Origin of the sequence: Methylobacterium gossipiicola, from assembly GCF_900113485.1 — a bacterium.
GTDB lineage: Bacteria > Pseudomonadota > Alphaproteobacteria > Rhizobiales > Beijerinckiaceae > Methylobacterium > Methylobacterium gossipiicola.
The window spans coordinates 18,797-35,875 of sequence record NZ_FOPM01000031.1 but is presented as its reverse complement, the minus strand read 5'-3'; the positions used below and the strand labels follow the sequence as shown (position 1 = coordinate 35,875).

The following is a 17,079-nucleotide window of genomic DNA, read 5'->3' as shown; positions in this document are numbered from 1 at the left end:
GCCGACGCCCGCCGCCCACGGGGTGGTGCGCTGGCGGTTGTGCGATCTGGCCCAGATCAATCCCGAGGATCACGGCGTATCGGTCTCCGAGCAGACCTTGAGCCGGGTCCTGCGGGCGATGGGCTACCGCAAACTCTCGGCTCGCCCGCGCCATCACGCCCAGGACCCGGACGCCGCCGCCGTTTTTAAAAGGCTTCCCCGACCGTCTGGCGCAGATCGCGCAGGCCGTCGGCGGCAAGCCGGTAGAGGTCTGGTTCTGCGACGAGGCCCGTGTCGGCCAGAAGAACACGCTCCCCCGGCGCTGGGCCAAGCGCGGGACGCGACCCTCGGCCCCCAAGGATCAACGCACGGCCTCGGCCTATATCTTCGGAGCGGTCTGCCCGGCCCGAGGCGTGGGAGCCGGTCTCGTCATGCCCCGCTGCACCACGTCAGCCATGGCCCACCACCTCGAAGAGATCTCGGCGACCGTGGCGCCCGGTGCCCACGCCGTGCTCCTCCTCGATCAGGCCGGCTGGCACACCACCAGGAAGCTGCCCGTGCCGGACAACATCACCCTGATGCCCCTCCCGGCCCGCTCGCCCGAACTCAACCCGGTCGAGAACCTCTGGCAGTTCGTGCGGGACAACTGGCTCGGAAACCGCATCTTTCGATCCTATGCCGACATCCTCGACCACTGTTGCGACGCTTGGAACAGGATCATCGCCCAGCCCTGGCGCATCATGTCCATCGGACTGCGCAAATGGGCCCATGCGTGCTGATCAATGAGAGCTGGTATAATCCGCCGAATTCGGATGTCAGCCTGCGGGTCGTCGAAGGCTCGTCAGGAACGCCGCGATTTGACGTCGATCCTTGAGATGCAGGACCGATCCCGCGGTGATCCATCGCGCCAATTCCGCCTCGATACGGGGGCGCCGGACGGCATCGAATTGCATGATGTCCCGAACAAGGTCGATGGTGTTCTTCAGATGACCTTCCTTGCAACCGACGGGAAGATCCGGTCTGACCTTGATGCCGGTACTTCTCCGGATCACGCGGGCGGCGCATGTCAGGCGCGGCGTGTCGAGCCAGATCGTGAGGTCGGCTCGCGCCAGACGGAGATCGAAGGTCTTGGCTGCGTAGTTGCCCTCGCAGACCCAGGCGTCTCCACCGACGGCCCTGGCGACGCGTCGACGGAACACCCGGGGATCCGCTTCCCGCCAGCCAGGTTCCCAGAACAGCCGGTCCAAGTGAATGACAGGACTGTTCAGCTGTTCGCCGATGGCCCGAGCCAATGTCGACTTGCCGCTCCCGGAATTACCCAGGATATTGATTCGCGTCATGGAAGTGAGGACTTTGGGGTCGCTTGCATCGCCGCAGCTGCCGGTTGCTGATCATGAGTTCATAGATATTCACCGATGAGCGGAGGTTTTTGCAGGTCCATCTCCGCCGTGAGATTGACGCGCGCGGAAGCCTCGAGCCGATCATGGAAGTGGTCGGTCTGGTAGAGGCGTGGCCGAGCGAGGAACCGGCCGAGGACGTCCGCGCGTCCGAGGCGCCACGCGCTTTCCGAAACCGCGCCGTATTCCCGCCGGATTGCCGCTTTGTAGGCAGCATAGGTCGAGGGCGGGGCACCCAGCACCGCGAGATCGAGGTCGAGCATCAGGCGGGTCGCTGGATCCGGGCTCGGTCCGTGCGTGGCGGTTGCCCGGATCATCGCGTCCACCGAGCGAAGGCGCTCCGACTCACCTGCCGGCGCGGCATGGGTCGTGAACAGATCGGCGCTGCGGGCCTCGTTGTCGGTGCGATCGGTCTCGTAGATCGCATCGTGAAACACAATCGCGAGGTCGAGGGCGTCGTGATCGAGATCGACGAATTCCGGCAGATTCCGCACCGCGTCGTGCCCGGCCAGGAGGTCGGCGATGTGCTTCCAGCCGTGATAGTGGCGCATGCCCGCGCCGTAGCCGGCATCGAGGGTCCGCCACGCAGCCTCGGCCGCGTCGCCTCCCACCGTCCGGGACCAGAGCGCCCGGAAGCGCGTTCGCAGCAATCCGTCCATGATGGGGACCTCGGTTCTCGCGATGAAGAGCCCGGATCGTCTCGTCACCGCGCATCACCCGGGACACCGCTTCGGTGTCCCGGCCGCGCGGAAAACCCGGCCGGGGCCTCCGTCAGAGGTTCTTTTCGAGGAGCGCGGTCACGGCTGCCACCCGGTCCTTGGCATCGGCCACGTTGGCGAAGGGGCGCCAGTTCACGTCGAGGACGCCGCCAGCGAAGGTGAGGCCATTGGCGTAGTTCGAGGCCGGAGCCGTCTTTTCGTCATAGCGAATGCGGATCGATGTCAGCTTCGCCCGCAGGGCTTCGCGGCCCATCTTGTCCTGACCGATCTCCTTCAGCGCAGCGGCGAGGGGCTCGAAGATCGTCTTCTCGAAGAAGTCGGGATTCTCATAGTATTGGGCGTCTCCGGGAATCGCGAGTTGATCCCACGCCACCTCGACGGGCACGGCGAAGCCCGCGGCGTCCTGGATCGCCTTCTCCTGCGCCGGAAAGCGGCTCTCCCGGTAGGCGGCGATGGCGCGGCGCTCGGCCAATCCGAGGGTGGGCTCGGCCAGGGCCGTGCGAGCCCAGAACAGGATCGCGGCGGCGGCAAGGGCGTTTCGGCGTGAGATCATGCGCTGGCATCTCGTGTAGAAAAGCCTGCGGCGGCAGGCCGAGGGAACCGTAGGGGGGCTGGTCGCGCGCCATGCCGGCGCTTCGCCGTTGCGCCGCGTCCGACGCGGACGAGGATTTGTGGCGCGGCGTACGGTCATCCGTTCGGGGACGAACTCGCCCGCCAATTCCGCACCAGTGCCACGAGGGCCCCGACGATGATCGTGGCGAACGCGATCATGATCACCACCAGGGTGAGGGTCCGGTTCCACAACCGGTCGAGGCCGAGGGTGGTGGTGATGCGGTCGGGCTGCGCGGGATCGCCCATGGCTCCGGCGCTGAAATCACCGAGATGCAGGCCGGAGAACACGTAGTTCACGCGCCGTGTCACCGTGCCGGCCGGCTGACGCAGGGTCAGCGTCAGGTTGCAGACGTGGACCACGATCTTGGAATTGCACCTGCCGTCGCTGATCCGGGCCTCGGTCATCGGCCGGGCGGTGTCGCGGATCCGCCAGTCCGAGATCAGGACCGGGGCGGTATAGATCACGCACGCCACCAGCATGGCGGCCAGGGCGACGACGCCGACCAGGGCCCAGAGGATGGCGCTTCGGCTCTGTCGCCGGGGCGGCAATCGCCGGAACGGAGCGGATTCGGGTAGGGCTGTCATGAAGCCTCAGGCCGATTGGGGGGCGATCGCGGAGGTTCGGGCGCCGGCCCCGGTTTCGGCGAGGAGGCGCCGGGCCTGCGCGGCGTCCTGATAGCGGCCGATGAGGGCGGCGAAATCCTGCGGCTTCATTCCGCGTGGCAGGCCGAAGGTCAGCGTGACGATCCGGTGCTTCGTCTCGAGCTTCACACCGTGTCGGCCCGGAAGAGGCTGTGGCCAGGACGCACCGGGGGGCAGCAGCAGGCGCATGACCATGGCCGAACGGTTCAGGGCCAGATCGAGGTCGGCGATGTCGTCCCAGGGAATGGCCCGGTCGAGGCCGGGCGCCCTCAAGGACTCGGGCCCGAGGATGAGGGTCACGGGCTCGCCTCGCCGCAGAACCAGGGCGCCGGCCCCTCCCAGGAGCGCCCCGAGGCCGAGGGCCACCATGGCGACGATGCGGCTGTCGGCGGTCGGGAGGGCCGGCACGCCGAACAGGGCCATCGCCGCGGCCGCGATGGCGAAGAGGCCGCCGCTGACCGCGAGCACGAGGCCACGGGGACGATGATAGGCCCGTAGGACCCGTTCCTCGCGCCCGACCTCCGCGACGGTCGCCTCGAGATGCGCGTGAAACGCCGCATCCCGTGCGCGCAGGACACTGAGGAAATCCGCCGTCGCCGCGCGGCTGAGGCCGGCCGGGTCGGCGAAATAGGCCCCGAGCCCGCCGAGGGCGGTGGATGGCGGCACGGCACGCGCCGCGCCCAGGAGATCCGCGTCGATCGTTCGCCCGAGGGCGGCGACACGCTCGCGGGTCGGCGGGTGGGTATCGGTGGGGTGGGCCTGCGCCTCCTGCCAATGCGCCGCCGGATCGTCGAGGCCGTGCCGGATCGTGTGGTCGAGGGCGGCGGCCACGAGATCGGGGCCGGCCGCATCCGGTGCTTCCGATGCGTGCTCCAGGGTTTCCCGGATGCGGGGCGCCACGGCGCCGCTGCGCAGGAGCGCGCGCGCCGAGGCATCCGCCGAGGTGACGCGCGCGCCGGCCGCGTCCGCCGCGAACTCGCGTGCCCGGCTCCAGTGGCGCACGGCGAGGTGGAAACGGTCCATGACGAAGAGGCCGAGGCGAAACGACGGCCCGAGGAGCCCGAGGGAGCCGCGATGGCCTTCGGCCACCGCGTCGAGGGAGCGCTCGACGCCGGCATAGATCGGCAGGAACCGCTGGCTGTAGGTTGTGTCGTCCCCGGCATAGTGGGCGAGTTCGTGGCCGATGATCGCCGCGACCTCGTCGCCGCGCATCAGGGCGAGGTGGGGCAGCGGCAGGTAAAGGATTCGGCCCTCGATCCGCGCGCCGCCGGGCTCTAGGACGGCCGGACCGGCGCTGACGAAGAACCCCTCGGTGAGGCCGACCACCACCGCTTCGGGCTTGAGGGCGCCGAGGCGGTCGGCGAGGCCATCGAGGAGGCGCCACAGGGCAGGCGCTTCGGCGGGCGTCACCGTCCGCCCGAGGATCGGAAGCGGATCGGGCTCGAAGGCTCCGAGCGCCCGGCGCAGGCCGAGAATGGTGCTGCCGGCCACCAGGATGGCGGCACCGACCGCCGCGACGGCGATGACCAGGAGCTTCATCGCGCCTCCGTCGAAGCGGCCCTGGAACAGGATCGCCGCCTCGAACGCCACGGCGGCGACGAAGCTCGCCGTCGCCGCCAGGATCTGGAGCGCGAGCGTCGCGGGCAGCAGTCGGCGCAGGAGCGAGAAGCCGCGCACGAGGGAGTCGCGCGAAGCGCGTCCGAGCCGGCCCAGGATGGCACCGGCGAACAGAACGAGGAGGGAGAGCCCGGCGGCCAGCGCCCCGCCCGCGACGCCGACGGGCGGCAGCAGCCGGCGCCACCCCATCAGAGTGGCGAGGTGGGCTGCGTGGTCACGGGCGCTTTGCGCTTGGGCCAAGGCGAGCGGCCCGACATAGGTCTTGCCCTCGCTCCGGAACTGCTGGCGCGGATCGAAGCGTCCCGGTTGTGGCGCCTGCCGCTTCAGCTCCGTCACCAGACCGTCCAGTCGCTGCCGTTCGGCTTGGAACCGGATCTCCGCGTCGGCGCCGCGCTGCCCCTGCCAGAGGCCGAGGAGCACGAGGGCGAGCGGCAGCAGCACGGTGGCGGCGATGAGCCCCGCGAGGGCACGTGGACGCGAGAGCGCGCGTTGCAACTTTCCTTCCGGAATCATCGCCTCCTGAAGCGTGTAAGACAGGGGAGTGCCGCTCCGAATGTCCGACACCGAGCCCTCTCGACCGAGAGCCGGACTGGACATTCAAAGCAACTAGGAGTTCCGCGAAGGATGGCGGACGTCGCCTTGCGCAATTTGCCTGATGACCGCCGACCATCCTCCAGGATAGGTTGGGCACAACAAAAATCGTCTTCACATCGTCGACGGGATATCCACCAGATGAACCGCTTTCGTCAATGGAAGACGATTCCGACGCATTCCGCGACCTTGATCTTGGCTGGCGCGACGCGTTGGTGCGACACGCGGGACTTGTCTTCCGGTGCGCGCAAAAGTTAGGCTTGGCCTCCTATCGGGACGTCCCAACCCGCGGGCGTCCGCCATCCGTCCCCCGACGAAGAGTCCGGATGTCGAGATCGCTTGATCGCCGTGTCTTGTCCTTCCAGGCGGAGACCGCCGCATGAAATGCGTCCGTTCGGAGCACCTGCATCTGAGGCAGGGCACCTCCGACAAGGTGTACGAGGTCGATCTCGTCGAGAACGAAACCCTCTCCGAACCTGAGCGCTACCTCGTCAACGTCCGCTACGGACGCCGGGGCGCGATCCTGCGCGAGGGAACGAAGACTCCCCAGCCCGTCGCGGAAGCGGCGGCCATGCGGGTGTTCGACAGCGTCGTCGTCTCGAAGTGCAATGCCGGCTACCGCCGGACGCAGGGGGGATTTCCGGCCGAGACCGACGGGACCGGCGTCGATGATCGCAACGCCGTGCTGCTCGCGCGCCTCGCGACCTGTCGGCGGGAGCGATGGTCGGGCGCCACGCGCGACCGTCTGCTCTGGCGCATCGGCCAATTGCGGATCGCGCAGGCGGCGTCCGATCTCGTTGCCCTGGCGGGTGACATCGAGCCGGAACGGGCGAGCTATTCCCTGGTCTGGGCCCTGGCACGGGCCGGTGGCGCGGCCGCCGTGCCGACGCTGGAAGGGATCGCCGCCGGTTCGGGAAGCGCCGTGATCCGCGACCTCGCCCGTTTCGCCCTCGCGGCGGCGCCGACCGATGCCGAAAGCCGCAACGCCGAACTGCCGCCGGCGGTGGCGGGCGCGGTCGAGGCCGGTGATGTCGCGGGTCTCTGCGCCGCCCTCGCCGGACAGGACGCCAGCCAAGTCGGGCCGATCCTGATGGCCCTCGGGCGGCGGGCCCGGCGGGAGCCGCGCTGCCATGCGACTTTGTGCGCGGCGCTGGCCCGGCTGCCGGCCCGGCCGCCCTACCTGCTCGGCCTGCGCCGCCTGTTCAAACACGCGGAGATGGCCGACGATGCCGGCCTGTTCGGCGCCACCGCCCACAGGTTCGAGACCGCGACCGCGATGTATCGCTCGGGTCGCGACCCCGCCTACGTGCCGGAACTCGGCCGTTACATCGCGACGAAGACGAGCCGGGGCGTGCCGGATCGGCGGATCGGCCTGTCCTCGGCCACCCATCTCTATCTCAAGCGCCGGGTCTGGCGTGCGCTCCGCAAACGCGGCGAGGTGGACGATCCGGCCTTCGCCGAGATGGCCGCCGCCTTCCTGCTGTGCTTCTCTCCCGAAGATCTGGACCGGCGGACCGCCTGGAGCGTCTGGACGCGCGGGCCGGACGGTACCTGGAGCCGCGAGCCCCGCGCCCAGGGACCGTTCGGACGCCGATGGAGCGTCAGTCAACTCCTCTTCCGCCATGCCGCCGGGGCGATGCCGCGCCCGCGCTCGCTCACCGTTCTGGAACGCGCCGAGCCCGATCCCGACAGCCGCGACGAGGCGTTTCCGCATCTCTGGAGCGCCCGCCCCGATCTGGCCCTGCGTCTGGCGGCGGAGGCGCGGGTTGAGGCCGTGGCCCATCTCGGCTTGCGGGTGCTGCGGGCCGACCCGGCGGCGCGGGCGACCCTGAGCACCGCCGACCTCGGGCGGCTCCTGATCGCATCGGTCCCGGCGGCGCAACAATTCGGCTTCGAGACCGTGCGGGACCGGCTCGCCGTCGGCGCCGTCGATCCCGCTCTGCTCACGATCCTCGTTGCCGCTGCCTTGCCCGAGGCGCGCGGTCTCGCACTGCGGCGGATCGAGGCCGATCCTGCTTTGCCCTGGTCGGAAACGGCCCTGGCCTTCGCCATGCTGACGAGTCCCGAGCCCGATGTCGCGGCAGCGGTGGCGCAGCTCGCCGGCACCCGTGCGCCGTCCCCGGAGGCGGCGAACGCGCTGGGCCGGCGACTGGTGGAGTGGCTGCGGGCGATGCCGCCCAGCCCCGATGAGGAAGCGGTCGCGGCGATCCGAGCGATGCGGGCGGGTCTCGCGGTTCTGTGGCCGAAGGCCGGCCTTCCGGTTTCGGGCGAGGCCGTGATCGACCTGATGACGCATCCGGCCACGGAGGTCGCCGCCGCCGGCATCGATCTGCTGAGCCGCTCCGAGATCGACGTCGCGCACCTGCCGGCGGAACTCTGGGAGAGGCTGATCGGTGCGGAAGCGGAGAACGTCCGGGCGGCGGCCCTTGGCCTCATGGCCCGGCTCGACGCGGCCGGGCTCGAGCGCCATGCCGCGCCCATCCTCGCCCTCGCGCACGGCGCCGACCCGGCCTTGCGCCGGGCGGCCCGCCCCCTTGTCCGGCGCCTCGCGGAGACCGACCCGGCCCTCGCCGCGCGCCTCGTACGGGACGTGATCGACAGCCTGTTCCGCACGGCGCCGGATGAGACCTATCCCGCCGACATGGTGGCGCTGCTGACCGAGGCGGTTCCGGGCGAACTCGCTGCCCTCGACGCCGGCACCGTATGGCGGTTGCTCCAGGCGCGGGCGAAGGGCGCCCAGCGCCTCGGCGCGTCGGTTCTGGCCGAACGCTCGCCCCAAGAGTTCAGCGTGCGCCAGATCGCGCGGCTCGGCGGCCACCCGCATCGTGCCGTGCGGCTGTGGGCCATGGCCGCCTTCGAGGCCGAGCCGGCCCGTTTCCAGGCGCAGGCGGCCGACGCCGTGCTGCTCGTCGAGAGCGAATGGCCGGATGCCCTCGCCTTCGCCCGCACGCAGTTCGAAGCGTGGCCGGAGGAGGTGTGGACACCGGACGTGCTCGCCGTCGTCACCGACAGCGTCAAACCCGAAGTCCTGGCCTTCGCCCGCCACCTCCTGCGCAGCCGCCTCCGGCCCGAGGATACGGAGGCGCAGCTCCTGCGCCTGCTCGAACACCCCTCGCCCGCGATGCATCTCCTGATCACCGAACTCCTGACCGAGCGGTCGCTCGCCGACGAGGACGCCTTCGACCGGCTGATTCCCCTGGCGCGCATCGTGATGCTGCAGGTGCTCAAAGGTCGGGTCGCCAAGGATCGGATGACGGCCTTCCTGCGGACCCAGGCCCTCGGCGACCGGGCGCGGGCGCAAACGCTGCTTGCCCTCTTCGCCGACCTGTCCTTGAGCGGCACCGCCCGCGACCGCGCGGCCGCAATCCTGACACTGCGCGATATCGCGGACGCCCATCCGGACCTCGACACGCCCCTCGTGCGCCGTCCGTCCGAGGCGCGGGCGTTCAGCGCCGGCCCGGGAGCCACCCGATGAACTTCGTCCATCGCTACCTCGGCGAGAGCCGCGCCGTCTCCGACGCGGGCGCGACCCGGCTGGGCTTCGTGCCCGACACCTTGCGCGACCCGACCTTCTTTTCCGGCACGATCGCCCGGCACCTACCGTTCCGGGAGGCAATCTCGGCACTGCATCACGTCGTCGTCTCGGATCTGCGCTTCAAGCCGAAGGACCGCAGCGCCTATCTCGCTTGGCTCCAGGCCAACGAGCGGCAGCTCCTCGCCGAGGCGTTGGCCGAGAAGGACGCGATCCGCGCCGAGATCGAGGCGCTGCGCCGCGAGTTGAAGGACATCGACGCCCGGGCCGACACGGTGATGCGGCCGTTCTACCAGGCGCGGCAGCGTTACTTCGACCGGCTCTACAAGGAGGATCTCGACGCCTGGATCGTCCTCGATCCCGTCATCACCGTCCATCCCGACGAGATTTTCTTCGAGTGCTTCAGCCTCGACGAATCGAGCTACGGACGCCTGTCCTGCGACCACGACACCTTCGCGCAGGTCGGCGCCATGGCCTGCGGCACCACCAACATCGACTATAGCCACGCCCTCTACGACGAATTCCAGAAGATCCGCAGCTACCGCGACACCGAACTGTGCATCGACCCCACCGGCTTCGAGGTGCAGACCACCGGCGAGGCGGCCTATCGCGAGGACAAGATCGAGCTCCCCGATTCCTGGATGCGCGGCTTCCTTCAGGTGTCGAGCGCCATGGCGCAGCCCGCGCATGTGGTCGATCTCCATCCCGTCGACATGCACGCGATCCTGACCCGCCTCGCCGCCCGGAAGGAACGGCACGGGCCGCGCTCCCTGCGTTTCCTGCTGGAGCCGGACCGGCCCATCTGCGTGGTCATCGAACCCTGGAACGAGCGGCTGACCTTCCGCCGATCCATCTACAGGGGAAGCACGGGGGCCGAGATCCGCCTGTGGGGCCGGCGGCGGCTCGCGATCCTCGGCCGCGCCCTGCCCCTGGCGAAATCCGTACGGTTGCACCTCCTCGGCACCGGTTTACCCTCCTTCGCGGTGGTGGATTTCGGAGGGCTTCGCTTCACGTTGGGCCTGTCCGGCTGGACCGCCAACGATTGGTCGCGGGCGGGTCGGTTCGATCTCCTGGCGCCCCGGAACACGGTGGACCCCGACACCGCCGCCCGCGTCTTCGCGGCGCTGCGACGGCACCATTGCGCGGATACCGGCACGCTGGCCGCCGAGACCGGGCTCGACCGGGCGAGCGTGGAATCCGCCCTCGGCGGTTACGTCCAGGCCGGCCGGGCGATGTTCGACCTCGACAAGCGGGTCTATCGCCTGCGCGAGCTCACCCGCGAGCCCCTCGCGCCGGGTGCCCTGCGCTTCGCCTCGGAGCAGGAGGCGAAGGCCGACCGCTTCCTCGCGGCCGGGCTCGTCACCGTCGACTCCGTGGAGGACGAGAGTGGGCGGCGGCGCCTCTCGGGCACCGTCCTCGACGACGGGCACGCCCTCCGTCCCACCCTCGTCCTCGACGCCGACGACCGCATGGTCGAGGGCACCTGCGGCTGCGGCTTCTTCCTCCGCAACCGGCTGATGCGAGGCCCCTGCGAGCACATGCTGGCCCTGCGCCGGTTCTTCCACGGGCGGTTCTCCCAGGGGCAAGGAGAGGACCGGTTATGAGAGGGGCGACCCGATTGATGCGGGATTCGACTTGGCCTAACATCGTCCTCACGAGGGGCGTCGGCAGGGACGGACCTTGCATTCCGGGCGGCGTTTCGCCGTCCCTGCACCCTGCCCGGCGAAGCGTCACCGGCCCACTCTTCACTGGGCCGGCACTGACCACCCCGGCGCGTTCTCGATTTGGGTTCCTTGAACCCAAACGCGCCGGGGTGGTCGTGCCGGCTTCGAGTGGAGTGCGCCGGTCCCGAGACTTGACGAAGACATCCCGGTCGGCGCCCCTCGCCCCCGGTCGCCTATCAAGCTGCACGGATCATGACCGATGGTCCTGCTCCGTGCGTTCGGCGGACGCCCGCCGCCCCGCCGTCGCGGGGGCCATCGGCGATGTGACATTATCGCCCATGGGTCTCATCCCGCGCGGGGGCCGCCCATGAGCGCGCAGCCCGGCTCCCTCACCCGTCAGCAACTCTACGACCGCATCCGCGAAAGCTCGAAAGACGAGGTCGTGCTGGAGGAGATGATCCGCCTCGGCTATTGGCCGGATGGCGCGGATCAGCCGAACCTGTCGGACGACCTGATCCGACGCCGTGGCGAGATCACCCGCGCCCTCGGCGATCTGCACCGGCGCGAAGCCCTCTGGCGCGATCCCGACGCGGCCCTCAAGGAGATGCACCGCCGCCGCAAGAAGGCGGCCCTGGAACGGCGGCGCGAGACCAAGCTGTGCAACGCACGGGACCGCCACGCGCGGGCGCTCGCCTGGCACGCCCGGCGGGACGACGAACTGCTCTATCTCGGCGAGGATGTCTCGGCCGGGCTGTCGGCGGCGGCCGAGGGCCGGGAGCCCCTTGCGGGCCTGCCGGTTCTCGCGGATCCGAAGGCGGTGGCGCAGGCCATGGGCATCTCCATGGCCGAGTTGCGCTTCCTCGCCTACGACCGGGCGCTTGCCACGGTGAGCCACTACCGGCGCTTCACGATTCCGAAGAAAACCGGGGGCCTGCGCACCATCTCGGCGCCGATGCCCCGGCTGAAACGGGCGCAATACTGGGTGCTCGACGCGGTGCTGACCCACGCGCCGACCCACGAGGCCGCCCACGGCTTCGTTCCCGGCCGCTCGATCGTGACCAACGCCAGCGCCCATGTCGGGCAAGACGTGGTGGTCAACCTCGACCTCAAGGACTTCTTCCCGAGCCTCGATTATCGCCGGATCAAGGGCAAGTTCCGGGGCCTCGGCTATGCCGAGCCCGTCGCGACCGTGCTGGCGTTGATTTGCACCGAGCCGGATGTCGATGCCGTCGAACTCGACGGGCAGTCCCTCTACGCCGCGCGGGGGCCGCGCCGGTTGCCGCAGGGCGCACCGAGCAGCCCGGCCCTGACCAATCTCATCTGCACCCGGCTCGATGCGCGGCTGTCCGGCCTCGGCCGCAATCTCGGCTTCACCTACACCCGCTACGCCGACGACCTGACCTTCTCTGCGTCCGGCGCGGCGGCGGCGAAGGTCGGCGCCCTGCTCGCCCACGTCCACGAAATCGTCGCGGCGGAGGGCTTTACCGTCCATCCCGACAAGACCCGGGTGATGCGGCGTGGCCGGCATCAGGAGGTGACGGGCCTGACGGTGAACGAGCGGGTCGGCGTGCCCCGTGAAACCCTGCGCCGCTTCCGCGCCCTGCTGCACGGCCTCGAGCGGCACGGACCCGCCGGTCGCGCCTGGGGGCGCAGCGGCGAGGACGGTGTGCTCCGTGCGGCCCTGGGGTTCGCGCGCTTCGTCCGTATGGTCACGCCGGAAGTCGGAGCGCCCCTGGTCGCCCGGGCGAAGGCCCTCGCCGAACGCGACGGCGTGCCGGCGACGGCCATCCGGCCGCGCGTATCGCCGTTTCGCGAGCGGGCGGCGCGGGGCGTCGCACCGCTGCCGAACTGGTGGGAGCCGGCGGCCAGGCCCGCGCCCGAGCCCGATCCGATTCTGGCGGAGGCCGCGGCTCGGCTCGCGTCAGGGGCGCCGACCGGCCGCAGCGGCGTGCCGGCCATCGGTCGTACCACCGCGGCACCCGCCAACGAGCCGGTGCCCGCGCCTAAGGACGATCCGGACGCCGCGCCGATGAAGCCCTGGATGGTGGTGGTGGGCCTCTTCGTCCTGTTCAATGCCGGCGCGGTGATCCATCCGGCCCTCGGGTTCACGACCCTCGCCGTCGCCCTCGTGATCGGCCTCGTTCGTTGGCTGAAGCGGCGCCGCACGCGGTAGATCATCTTCTGTTATCCCGGGATCACAGAAGATGATCTCTCTCGTCGTTGAGGAGCGCATCTTCTAGGCCGAGCCGGCCACCACTTCGGCGGAGAAGGCTCGAGTGACGGCTCGGACAACGCGTGACATGCGACCGGCGGCGACGCGCCGTCACCGCCGGTCGCAAAATCCTATTCACACTCGCTCAGTGATCGTTCGACGGCCGAGGCGGCGAGCTTGATTCCCGCGTTCGCGATCTTCTGCATGTCGGGATCGGTCGCGTCGAGGTATTTATTGAAGTATTTGATTTCGCGCATCATGTTCGACGCGGCGAGCCGGCAGCTCATATCGTAGTCCTGGTGCTTGGCGAGTTGGCCGACGATCGTGTTCACCTCTTCAAGGCCGGAGCGGCTTTTCTCTTGGAAGGCGGATTTGGCGCGTTCTTGCAGCTTGGTGAGGCGTACCTGGATGGGAAGGGCAGCGTCCCCGCCGCTCGTGTCCGCCTTCGTGGTCTTCGCAGCGATGGATTTTCCTTGAGGACCCGTTCCCGCCACGACGGGCTTGGCGTTGCCCTGGGGCGGCTTCAGGCAAGCGGCGCGGTCCGCGTCGATCTTCCGCTCGGCCTCGACGCTCTGCGCTTTCAGCGTGGCTTTCATGGCATCCGGCATGTCCTCCAGGGCGTCCTCGGGCACCGTGGCGGAGGCCGCGCTCTGCATGGCGATGAGTGCGGTCTGGCAGGTCTTCGACAACCCGTTGGTTTTGACCAGGGATCCGAATGCCTGGAGGATAGCGGGCAACTGCGCCGCCGGGGCCGCCTTCGCCTGAGCCCGCAGCGCATCTCCCTTGGCGAGGGTCTCGAGATCGATGCTGCTCTGCCCCAAGGCAGCAGTCGAGATCATGAGACACGCCGCGAAAGCCGGGTAGAAGCCCGTTACTGGTATCATATGATTTTCCCCCGCTGATCGATCGCACACCGAAATGCCTCCATTTAGTATCTCTCACGAAACTCCCGTTGCGCCGCCGGCTTCAGAAACGAGAACCGTCCAGGGTCGGGCGTTTTGTGAGGCGCTCTTGATCCGATCACTCGGCCTTCTTCTTGCCGAGCGCGATGATTTCCCGAGCTTGATCTTGAGCTTGTATTGATCGCACACCTCGGAGACCGGGACTTTGTTGTCGGCGGCCAGCTCCGCGAGCGTCTGCTCATCGCCATCGAGGTAGGCGATGCCGTCACGCCCCTTCTGCTCGTGGAGATCCCCTTTCGGCGTGTTGGCTTGCTTGCCGAAGACTTCGTCCATGCCGGCCGCGAAGAATTGCGCGGAATCCGGCTGGAGCATACCCTTGCTGCTGCAATACGCGACGATGCCGAGATCGTTTCTATGCTCGAGGTAGTCCCGGTTACTATCCTGGGCGACCGCGCTCGCCAGGGGCGTGACGATCAGGAGGAGTGCCGGCATCCACTTCATGGTGTTTCCTTTGACTGGGCGGTTCGTTGGAGATGATGCTAACTTTTGGGAGAGATCCGTCGCGGTCCTCTCGGTCACCGACGGCACGAAGGAATGAGATCCTCCCTGGACGCCCGCGGATCAGTCATTGGCCTGTACGGAAAGGCCGAGCATCGGTGCCAGCTTCTCGGGCTGGCTTTGGGCCGCAACCAGGACGGCACCGGCCGGCACGGGGGATGCCGGGGCGAGCGTGAGGGTCAGCGATCGCGGATCCGACAGGTAAGCGTCGACGGCTTTCAGGATCGCATTCGCCAACGGTTTTCCGAGGATCGGAGCATATTTCGGGGCCTCGCCTGCGGCGGCGATCTTGAGGGCCGCGATGAGTTGCGCTGGCGAGAGCTTCTGGGTCTCGGCCAGAAACGCGAAGAGCCGTTTCGTCAGGCCGCCGTCTTCGAAGCGGAAGGAAGCGCGGTTGAGGGCGAGTCTGCCGATGGCCTGCAGCAGCGCCACCTGTGCGGCGGTCGAGGGCTTCTGCGCAGCCTCGCGCGCGCTGGTCACGGCGTGATCGACGCTTCTCTTCATGCCGCAGAGCGCATCCAGCGTGTAGCCGGAAATGTCGAACCCGACGGCGACACGACCGAAGCCGGCCAGGGCCAGCTGGCCCTCCTCGAGCGCCAGGCGTCCATCGGCGAGCGTCCAGCGTCCCTTCAGCCCAGCTCTGCCTTGCGATGTCGGAAGGCCGACCTTCTGCCACGCCTCATTCTGCGCCGACGCGCCGAGGGCCTCGAAGTTGTAGGTGAGGCCGTCGGCCAGGAACGCGAATGCCAGCCCGCTGTCGTCGGGCAGATCGCTGATCGTGTAGCTCAGCTGTTTGAGCGACGCGAGGGGCGGCGCATGACCCGCGCCGATTTCGGCCGGCCCCATGGTGAACGATCGACAATAGGTCAGATCCCCCAGCGTCCTGTCCTCGGGCTTGGCGGCGATCTGGCACCCGGCGACGACGGTCTTGCGGAGAAAGAAGTGACTGGCGTCGTCATCGACGGCAATGTCGGGGATAGCGATGCGCTCGATCGTGTAACCGCCATCCGCCCGCTGTTCGACGCCTTCGAGCGTCAGGTCGCCGGCGTCCAGGGGCGGCAGATCCTGACCCGTGAAGGTGATCTTGAGGCCGTGAAGAACCAGGTTGCGCCCAGCTTCCTCGACGCGGTAGGCCGTCAGGACAAAGCCGGATCGTTCCGTCTGCAAACGCGCCTTCGCGAGGAGGTCGTTGCCGTCGAGTGAACCGCCCCGGATATCTCGGAGGCTGTTTGGTTTGAGTCACACGGCTAAGAGTTGAACCTCGGCTTGTAAAGAGTAGCGCGCTTCGGCCTCGGCGGGAGGGACGTTGCCGATCGGCGCGAGCAGGCGACGGTGGTTGTACCAGTCGACCCATTTCAGGGTGGCGAACTCGACGGCTTCGAAGCTCCGCCACGGCTCGCGCCGATGGATCACCTCAGTCTTGAACAGGCCGTTGATCGTTTCGGCCAGCGCGTTGTCATACAAATCGCCGACGCTGCCGACGGATGACTCGACACCGGCCTCGGTGAGACGCTCAGTGAGCGGATGCTCACATATTGCGATCCTCGGTCCGAGTGACACACAAGCCCGCTCCCGGCGAAGGGGCGACGCTCGTGCAGGGCCTGCTCCAAAGCATCCAGAACGAAGTCCGCTCGGGCCGAGCGCGACACGCGCCAGCCGACGATGCGCCGGGCGAACACATCGATGACGAAGGTCACGTAGACGTCGCCACGTACGTGAAGTCGCTGACCCGCAAGGCGTTCGGCCGCGGAGCCTTGAACTGACGGTTGACGCGGTCGAGGGGGCAAGCTGCGGCCGGGTCGGGGATTGTGGTGCGCATGGTTCTGCCCCGCACCACCCCCGCCAAGCCCATCTGGCGCATCAGCCGCGCCACAGTGCATCGCGCGGTCACGATCCCCTCCCGGGCCAGTTGCCGCCAGATCTTGCGCACGCCGTAGACGCGGAAGTTGGCCTTGAACACACGCTGGATCTCGATCATCAACGCCGCGTCGCTGCGAGCACGAACCGGGTGCTTGTCCGGATCGGCGCGCCCGGCGGCATGCAGGTGATAGGTCGACGGGGCGATCGGCAGCACCCTGCAGATCGGCTCGACCCCGAAGATCTGCCCGATGATCGTCGATGAAGCTGATCATGGCCGAGACCGGCGGTCGAGCTCGGCAAAAGCAAAATAGGCGCTCGCCTTGCGCAGGATCTCGCTGCGCGGTCCTTCCGTTCGTTGGCCTGGCGCAGCTCACGGGTCTCCCGTTCGAGCGCCTTGATCCGCGCGCGCTCGTCCGTCGTCTGGCCAGGACGCACGCCCTGGTCGCGTTCAGACTGGCGCACCCAATTCCTCAGCGTCTCACCCGAGCAGCCGATCTTGGCGGCAATCGACTGGATCGCCGACCATTGCGAGCCGTGCTCACCTTCGTGCTCGCGGACCATCCGCACGGTACGCTCGCGCACATCAGGGGAAAACGGGGTTGTTCGCTTCGTCATGGCTCCATCCTCTCAGAAGTTGGAGCCTCCTGTCTGTCGAGATCGGCCTACTATGGGTTCGCGGACGGTATCCCGCGGAGCCTCCAGGGTTTTCAAGCCCAGTTCCCGGATCGGGAGCCGTCCGCGTCGTGGATCATCAGCCTGAACAGTTGATCGGGACAGCCTCGGCGGATCCCGCA

At 68.6% G+C, this 17,079-nt stretch carries 11 protein-coding genes, 2 pseudogenes and 1 other annotated feature; of the genes and pseudogenes, 4 read left to right on the top strand and 9 right to left on the bottom strand.

Annotated features, from left to right (window positions below; translation table 11 throughout):
• Nucleotides 1-758: pseudogene (locus BM249_RS19050) on the top strand (IS630 family transposase); the annotation flags it as partial.
• Nucleotides 759-794: 36 nt separating this feature from the next.
• On the opposite strand, the gene BM249_RS19045 reads toward BM249_RS19050, so the two are convergent.
• The 5 genes from BM249_RS19045 to BM249_RS19025 form a co-directional block, all read right to left on the bottom strand.
• Nucleotides 795-1,178, bottom strand: coding sequence for a P-loop NTPase family protein (locus BM249_RS19045; RefSeq protein ID WP_244528864.1), 384 nt, complete (start codon nt 1,176-1,178; stop codon nt 795-797).
• 200 nt (nt 1,179-1,378) lie between these two features.
• On the bottom strand, nt 1,379-2,035 hold the full coding sequence (locus BM249_RS19040) for an HD domain-containing protein (RefSeq protein WP_091974949.1): 657 nt from the start codon (nt 2,033-2,035) through the stop codon (nt 1,379-1,381).
• Between the two features lie 112 nt (nt 2,036-2,147).
• Entirely contained in the window at nt 2,148-2,648 is a 501-nt protein-coding gene (locus BM249_RS19035; protein ID WP_091974948.1) for a hypothetical protein, read from the bottom strand.
• A gap of 134 nt (nt 2,649-2,782) precedes the next feature.
• Nucleotides 2,783-3,292 (bottom strand): hypothetical protein, encoded by a 510-nt coding sequence (locus BM249_RS19030; protein ID WP_091974947.1) that lies wholly within the window; start codon nt 3,290-3,292, stop codon nt 2,783-2,785.
• Nucleotides 3,293-3,298: 6 nt separating this feature from the next.
• A complete protein-coding gene (locus BM249_RS19025) occupies nt 3,299-5,461 on the bottom strand; it encodes a M48 family metallopeptidase (RefSeq protein ID WP_483127892.1) in 2,163 nt (720 codons plus the stop codon).
• 475 nt (nt 5,462-5,936) lie between these two features.
• On the opposite strand from BM249_RS19025, the gene BM249_RS19020 reads away from it, so the two are divergent.
• The 3 genes from BM249_RS19020 (at nt 5,937) to BM249_RS19010 (ending at nt 12,926) form a co-directional block, all read left to right on the top strand.
• Nucleotides 5,937-9,032 carry a hypothetical protein gene (locus BM249_RS19020; protein ID WP_091974946.1) on the top strand — a complete coding sequence of 1,032 codons (3,096 nt, stop codon included), beginning with the start codon at nt 5,937-5,939 and terminating at the stop codon, nt 9,030-9,032.
• The gene (locus BM249_RS19015) at nt 9,029-10,693 is read left to right on the top strand and encodes a hypothetical protein (protein ID WP_091974945.1); all 1,665 of its coding nucleotides are present in this window, start codon (nt 9,029-9,031) and stop codon (nt 10,691-10,693) included. Before BM249_RS19020 ends, BM249_RS19015 begins: the two co-directional genes overlap by 4 nt.
• 427 nt (nt 10,694-11,120) lie before the next feature.
• Nucleotides 11,121-12,926 (top strand): reverse transcriptase family protein, encoded by a 1,806-nt coding sequence (locus BM249_RS19010; RefSeq protein WP_091974944.1) that lies wholly within the window; start codon nt 11,121-11,123, stop codon nt 12,924-12,926.
• A 170-nt stretch (nt 12,927-13,096) separates the two neighbouring features.
• Here the strand turns inward: BM249_RS19010 and BM249_RS19005 are convergent, their stop codons facing one another.
• The 4 genes and pseudogenes from BM249_RS19005 to BM249_RS18990 form a co-directional block, all read right to left on the bottom strand.
• Nucleotides 13,097-13,804 (bottom strand): hypothetical protein, encoded by a 708-nt coding sequence (locus BM249_RS19005; RefSeq protein ID WP_143103805.1) that lies wholly within the window; start codon nt 13,802-13,804, stop codon nt 13,097-13,099.
• 99 nt (nt 13,805-13,903) lie between these two features.
• On the bottom strand, nt 13,904-14,368 hold the full coding sequence (locus tag BM249_RS19000) for a hypothetical protein (protein WP_177232463.1): 465 nt from the start codon (nt 14,366-14,368) through the stop codon (nt 13,904-13,906).
• 120 nt (nt 14,369-14,488) lie between these two features.
• Complete coding sequence (locus tag BM249_RS18995; RefSeq protein WP_091974942.1) at nt 14,489-15,592, bottom strand: hypothetical protein; 1,104 nt, start codon at nt 15,590-15,592, stop codon at nt 14,489-14,491.
• Nucleotides 15,593-15,664: 72 nt separating this feature from the next.
• A pseudogene (locus tag BM249_RS18990) lies at nt 15,665-16,900 on the bottom strand (IS3 family transposase).
• Nucleotides 16,482-16,599, bottom strand: a sequence feature (AL1L pseudoknot). Its footprint overlaps the pseudogene before it by 118 nt.
• Nucleotides 16,901-17,079: the final 179 nt, after the last annotated feature.

Coding starts and splice junctions, on each gene's coding strand:
- BM249_RS19040 (WP_091974949.1), bottom strand. CDS start 2,035: ATGGACGGATTGCTGCGAACGCGCTTCCGGGCGCTCTGGTCCCGGACG.
- BM249_RS19035 (WP_091974948.1), bottom strand. CDS start 2,648: ATGATCTCACGCCGAAACGCCCTTGCCGCCGCCGCGATCCTGTTCTGG.
- BM249_RS19030 (WP_091974947.1), bottom strand. CDS start 3,292: ATGACAGCCCTACCCGAATCCGCTCCGTTCCGGCGATTGCCGCCCCGG.
- BM249_RS19020 (WP_091974946.1), top strand. CDS start 5,937: ATGAAATGCGTCCGTTCGGAGCACCTGCATCTGAGGCAGGGCACCTCC.
- BM249_RS19015 (WP_091974945.1), top strand. CDS start 9,029: ATGAACTTCGTCCATCGCTACCTCGGCGAGAGCCGCGCCGTCTCCGAC.
- BM249_RS19010 (WP_091974944.1), top strand. CDS start 11,121: ATGAGCGCGCAGCCCGGCTCCCTCACCCGTCAGCAACTCTACGACCGC.
- BM249_RS19005 (WP_143103805.1), bottom strand. CDS start 13,804: ATGATCTCGACTGCTGCCTTGGGGCAGAGCAGCATCGATCTCGAGACC.
- BM249_RS19000 (WP_177232463.1), bottom strand. CDS start 14,368: ATGAAGTGGATGCCGGCACTCCTCCTGATCGTCACGCCCCTGGCGAGC.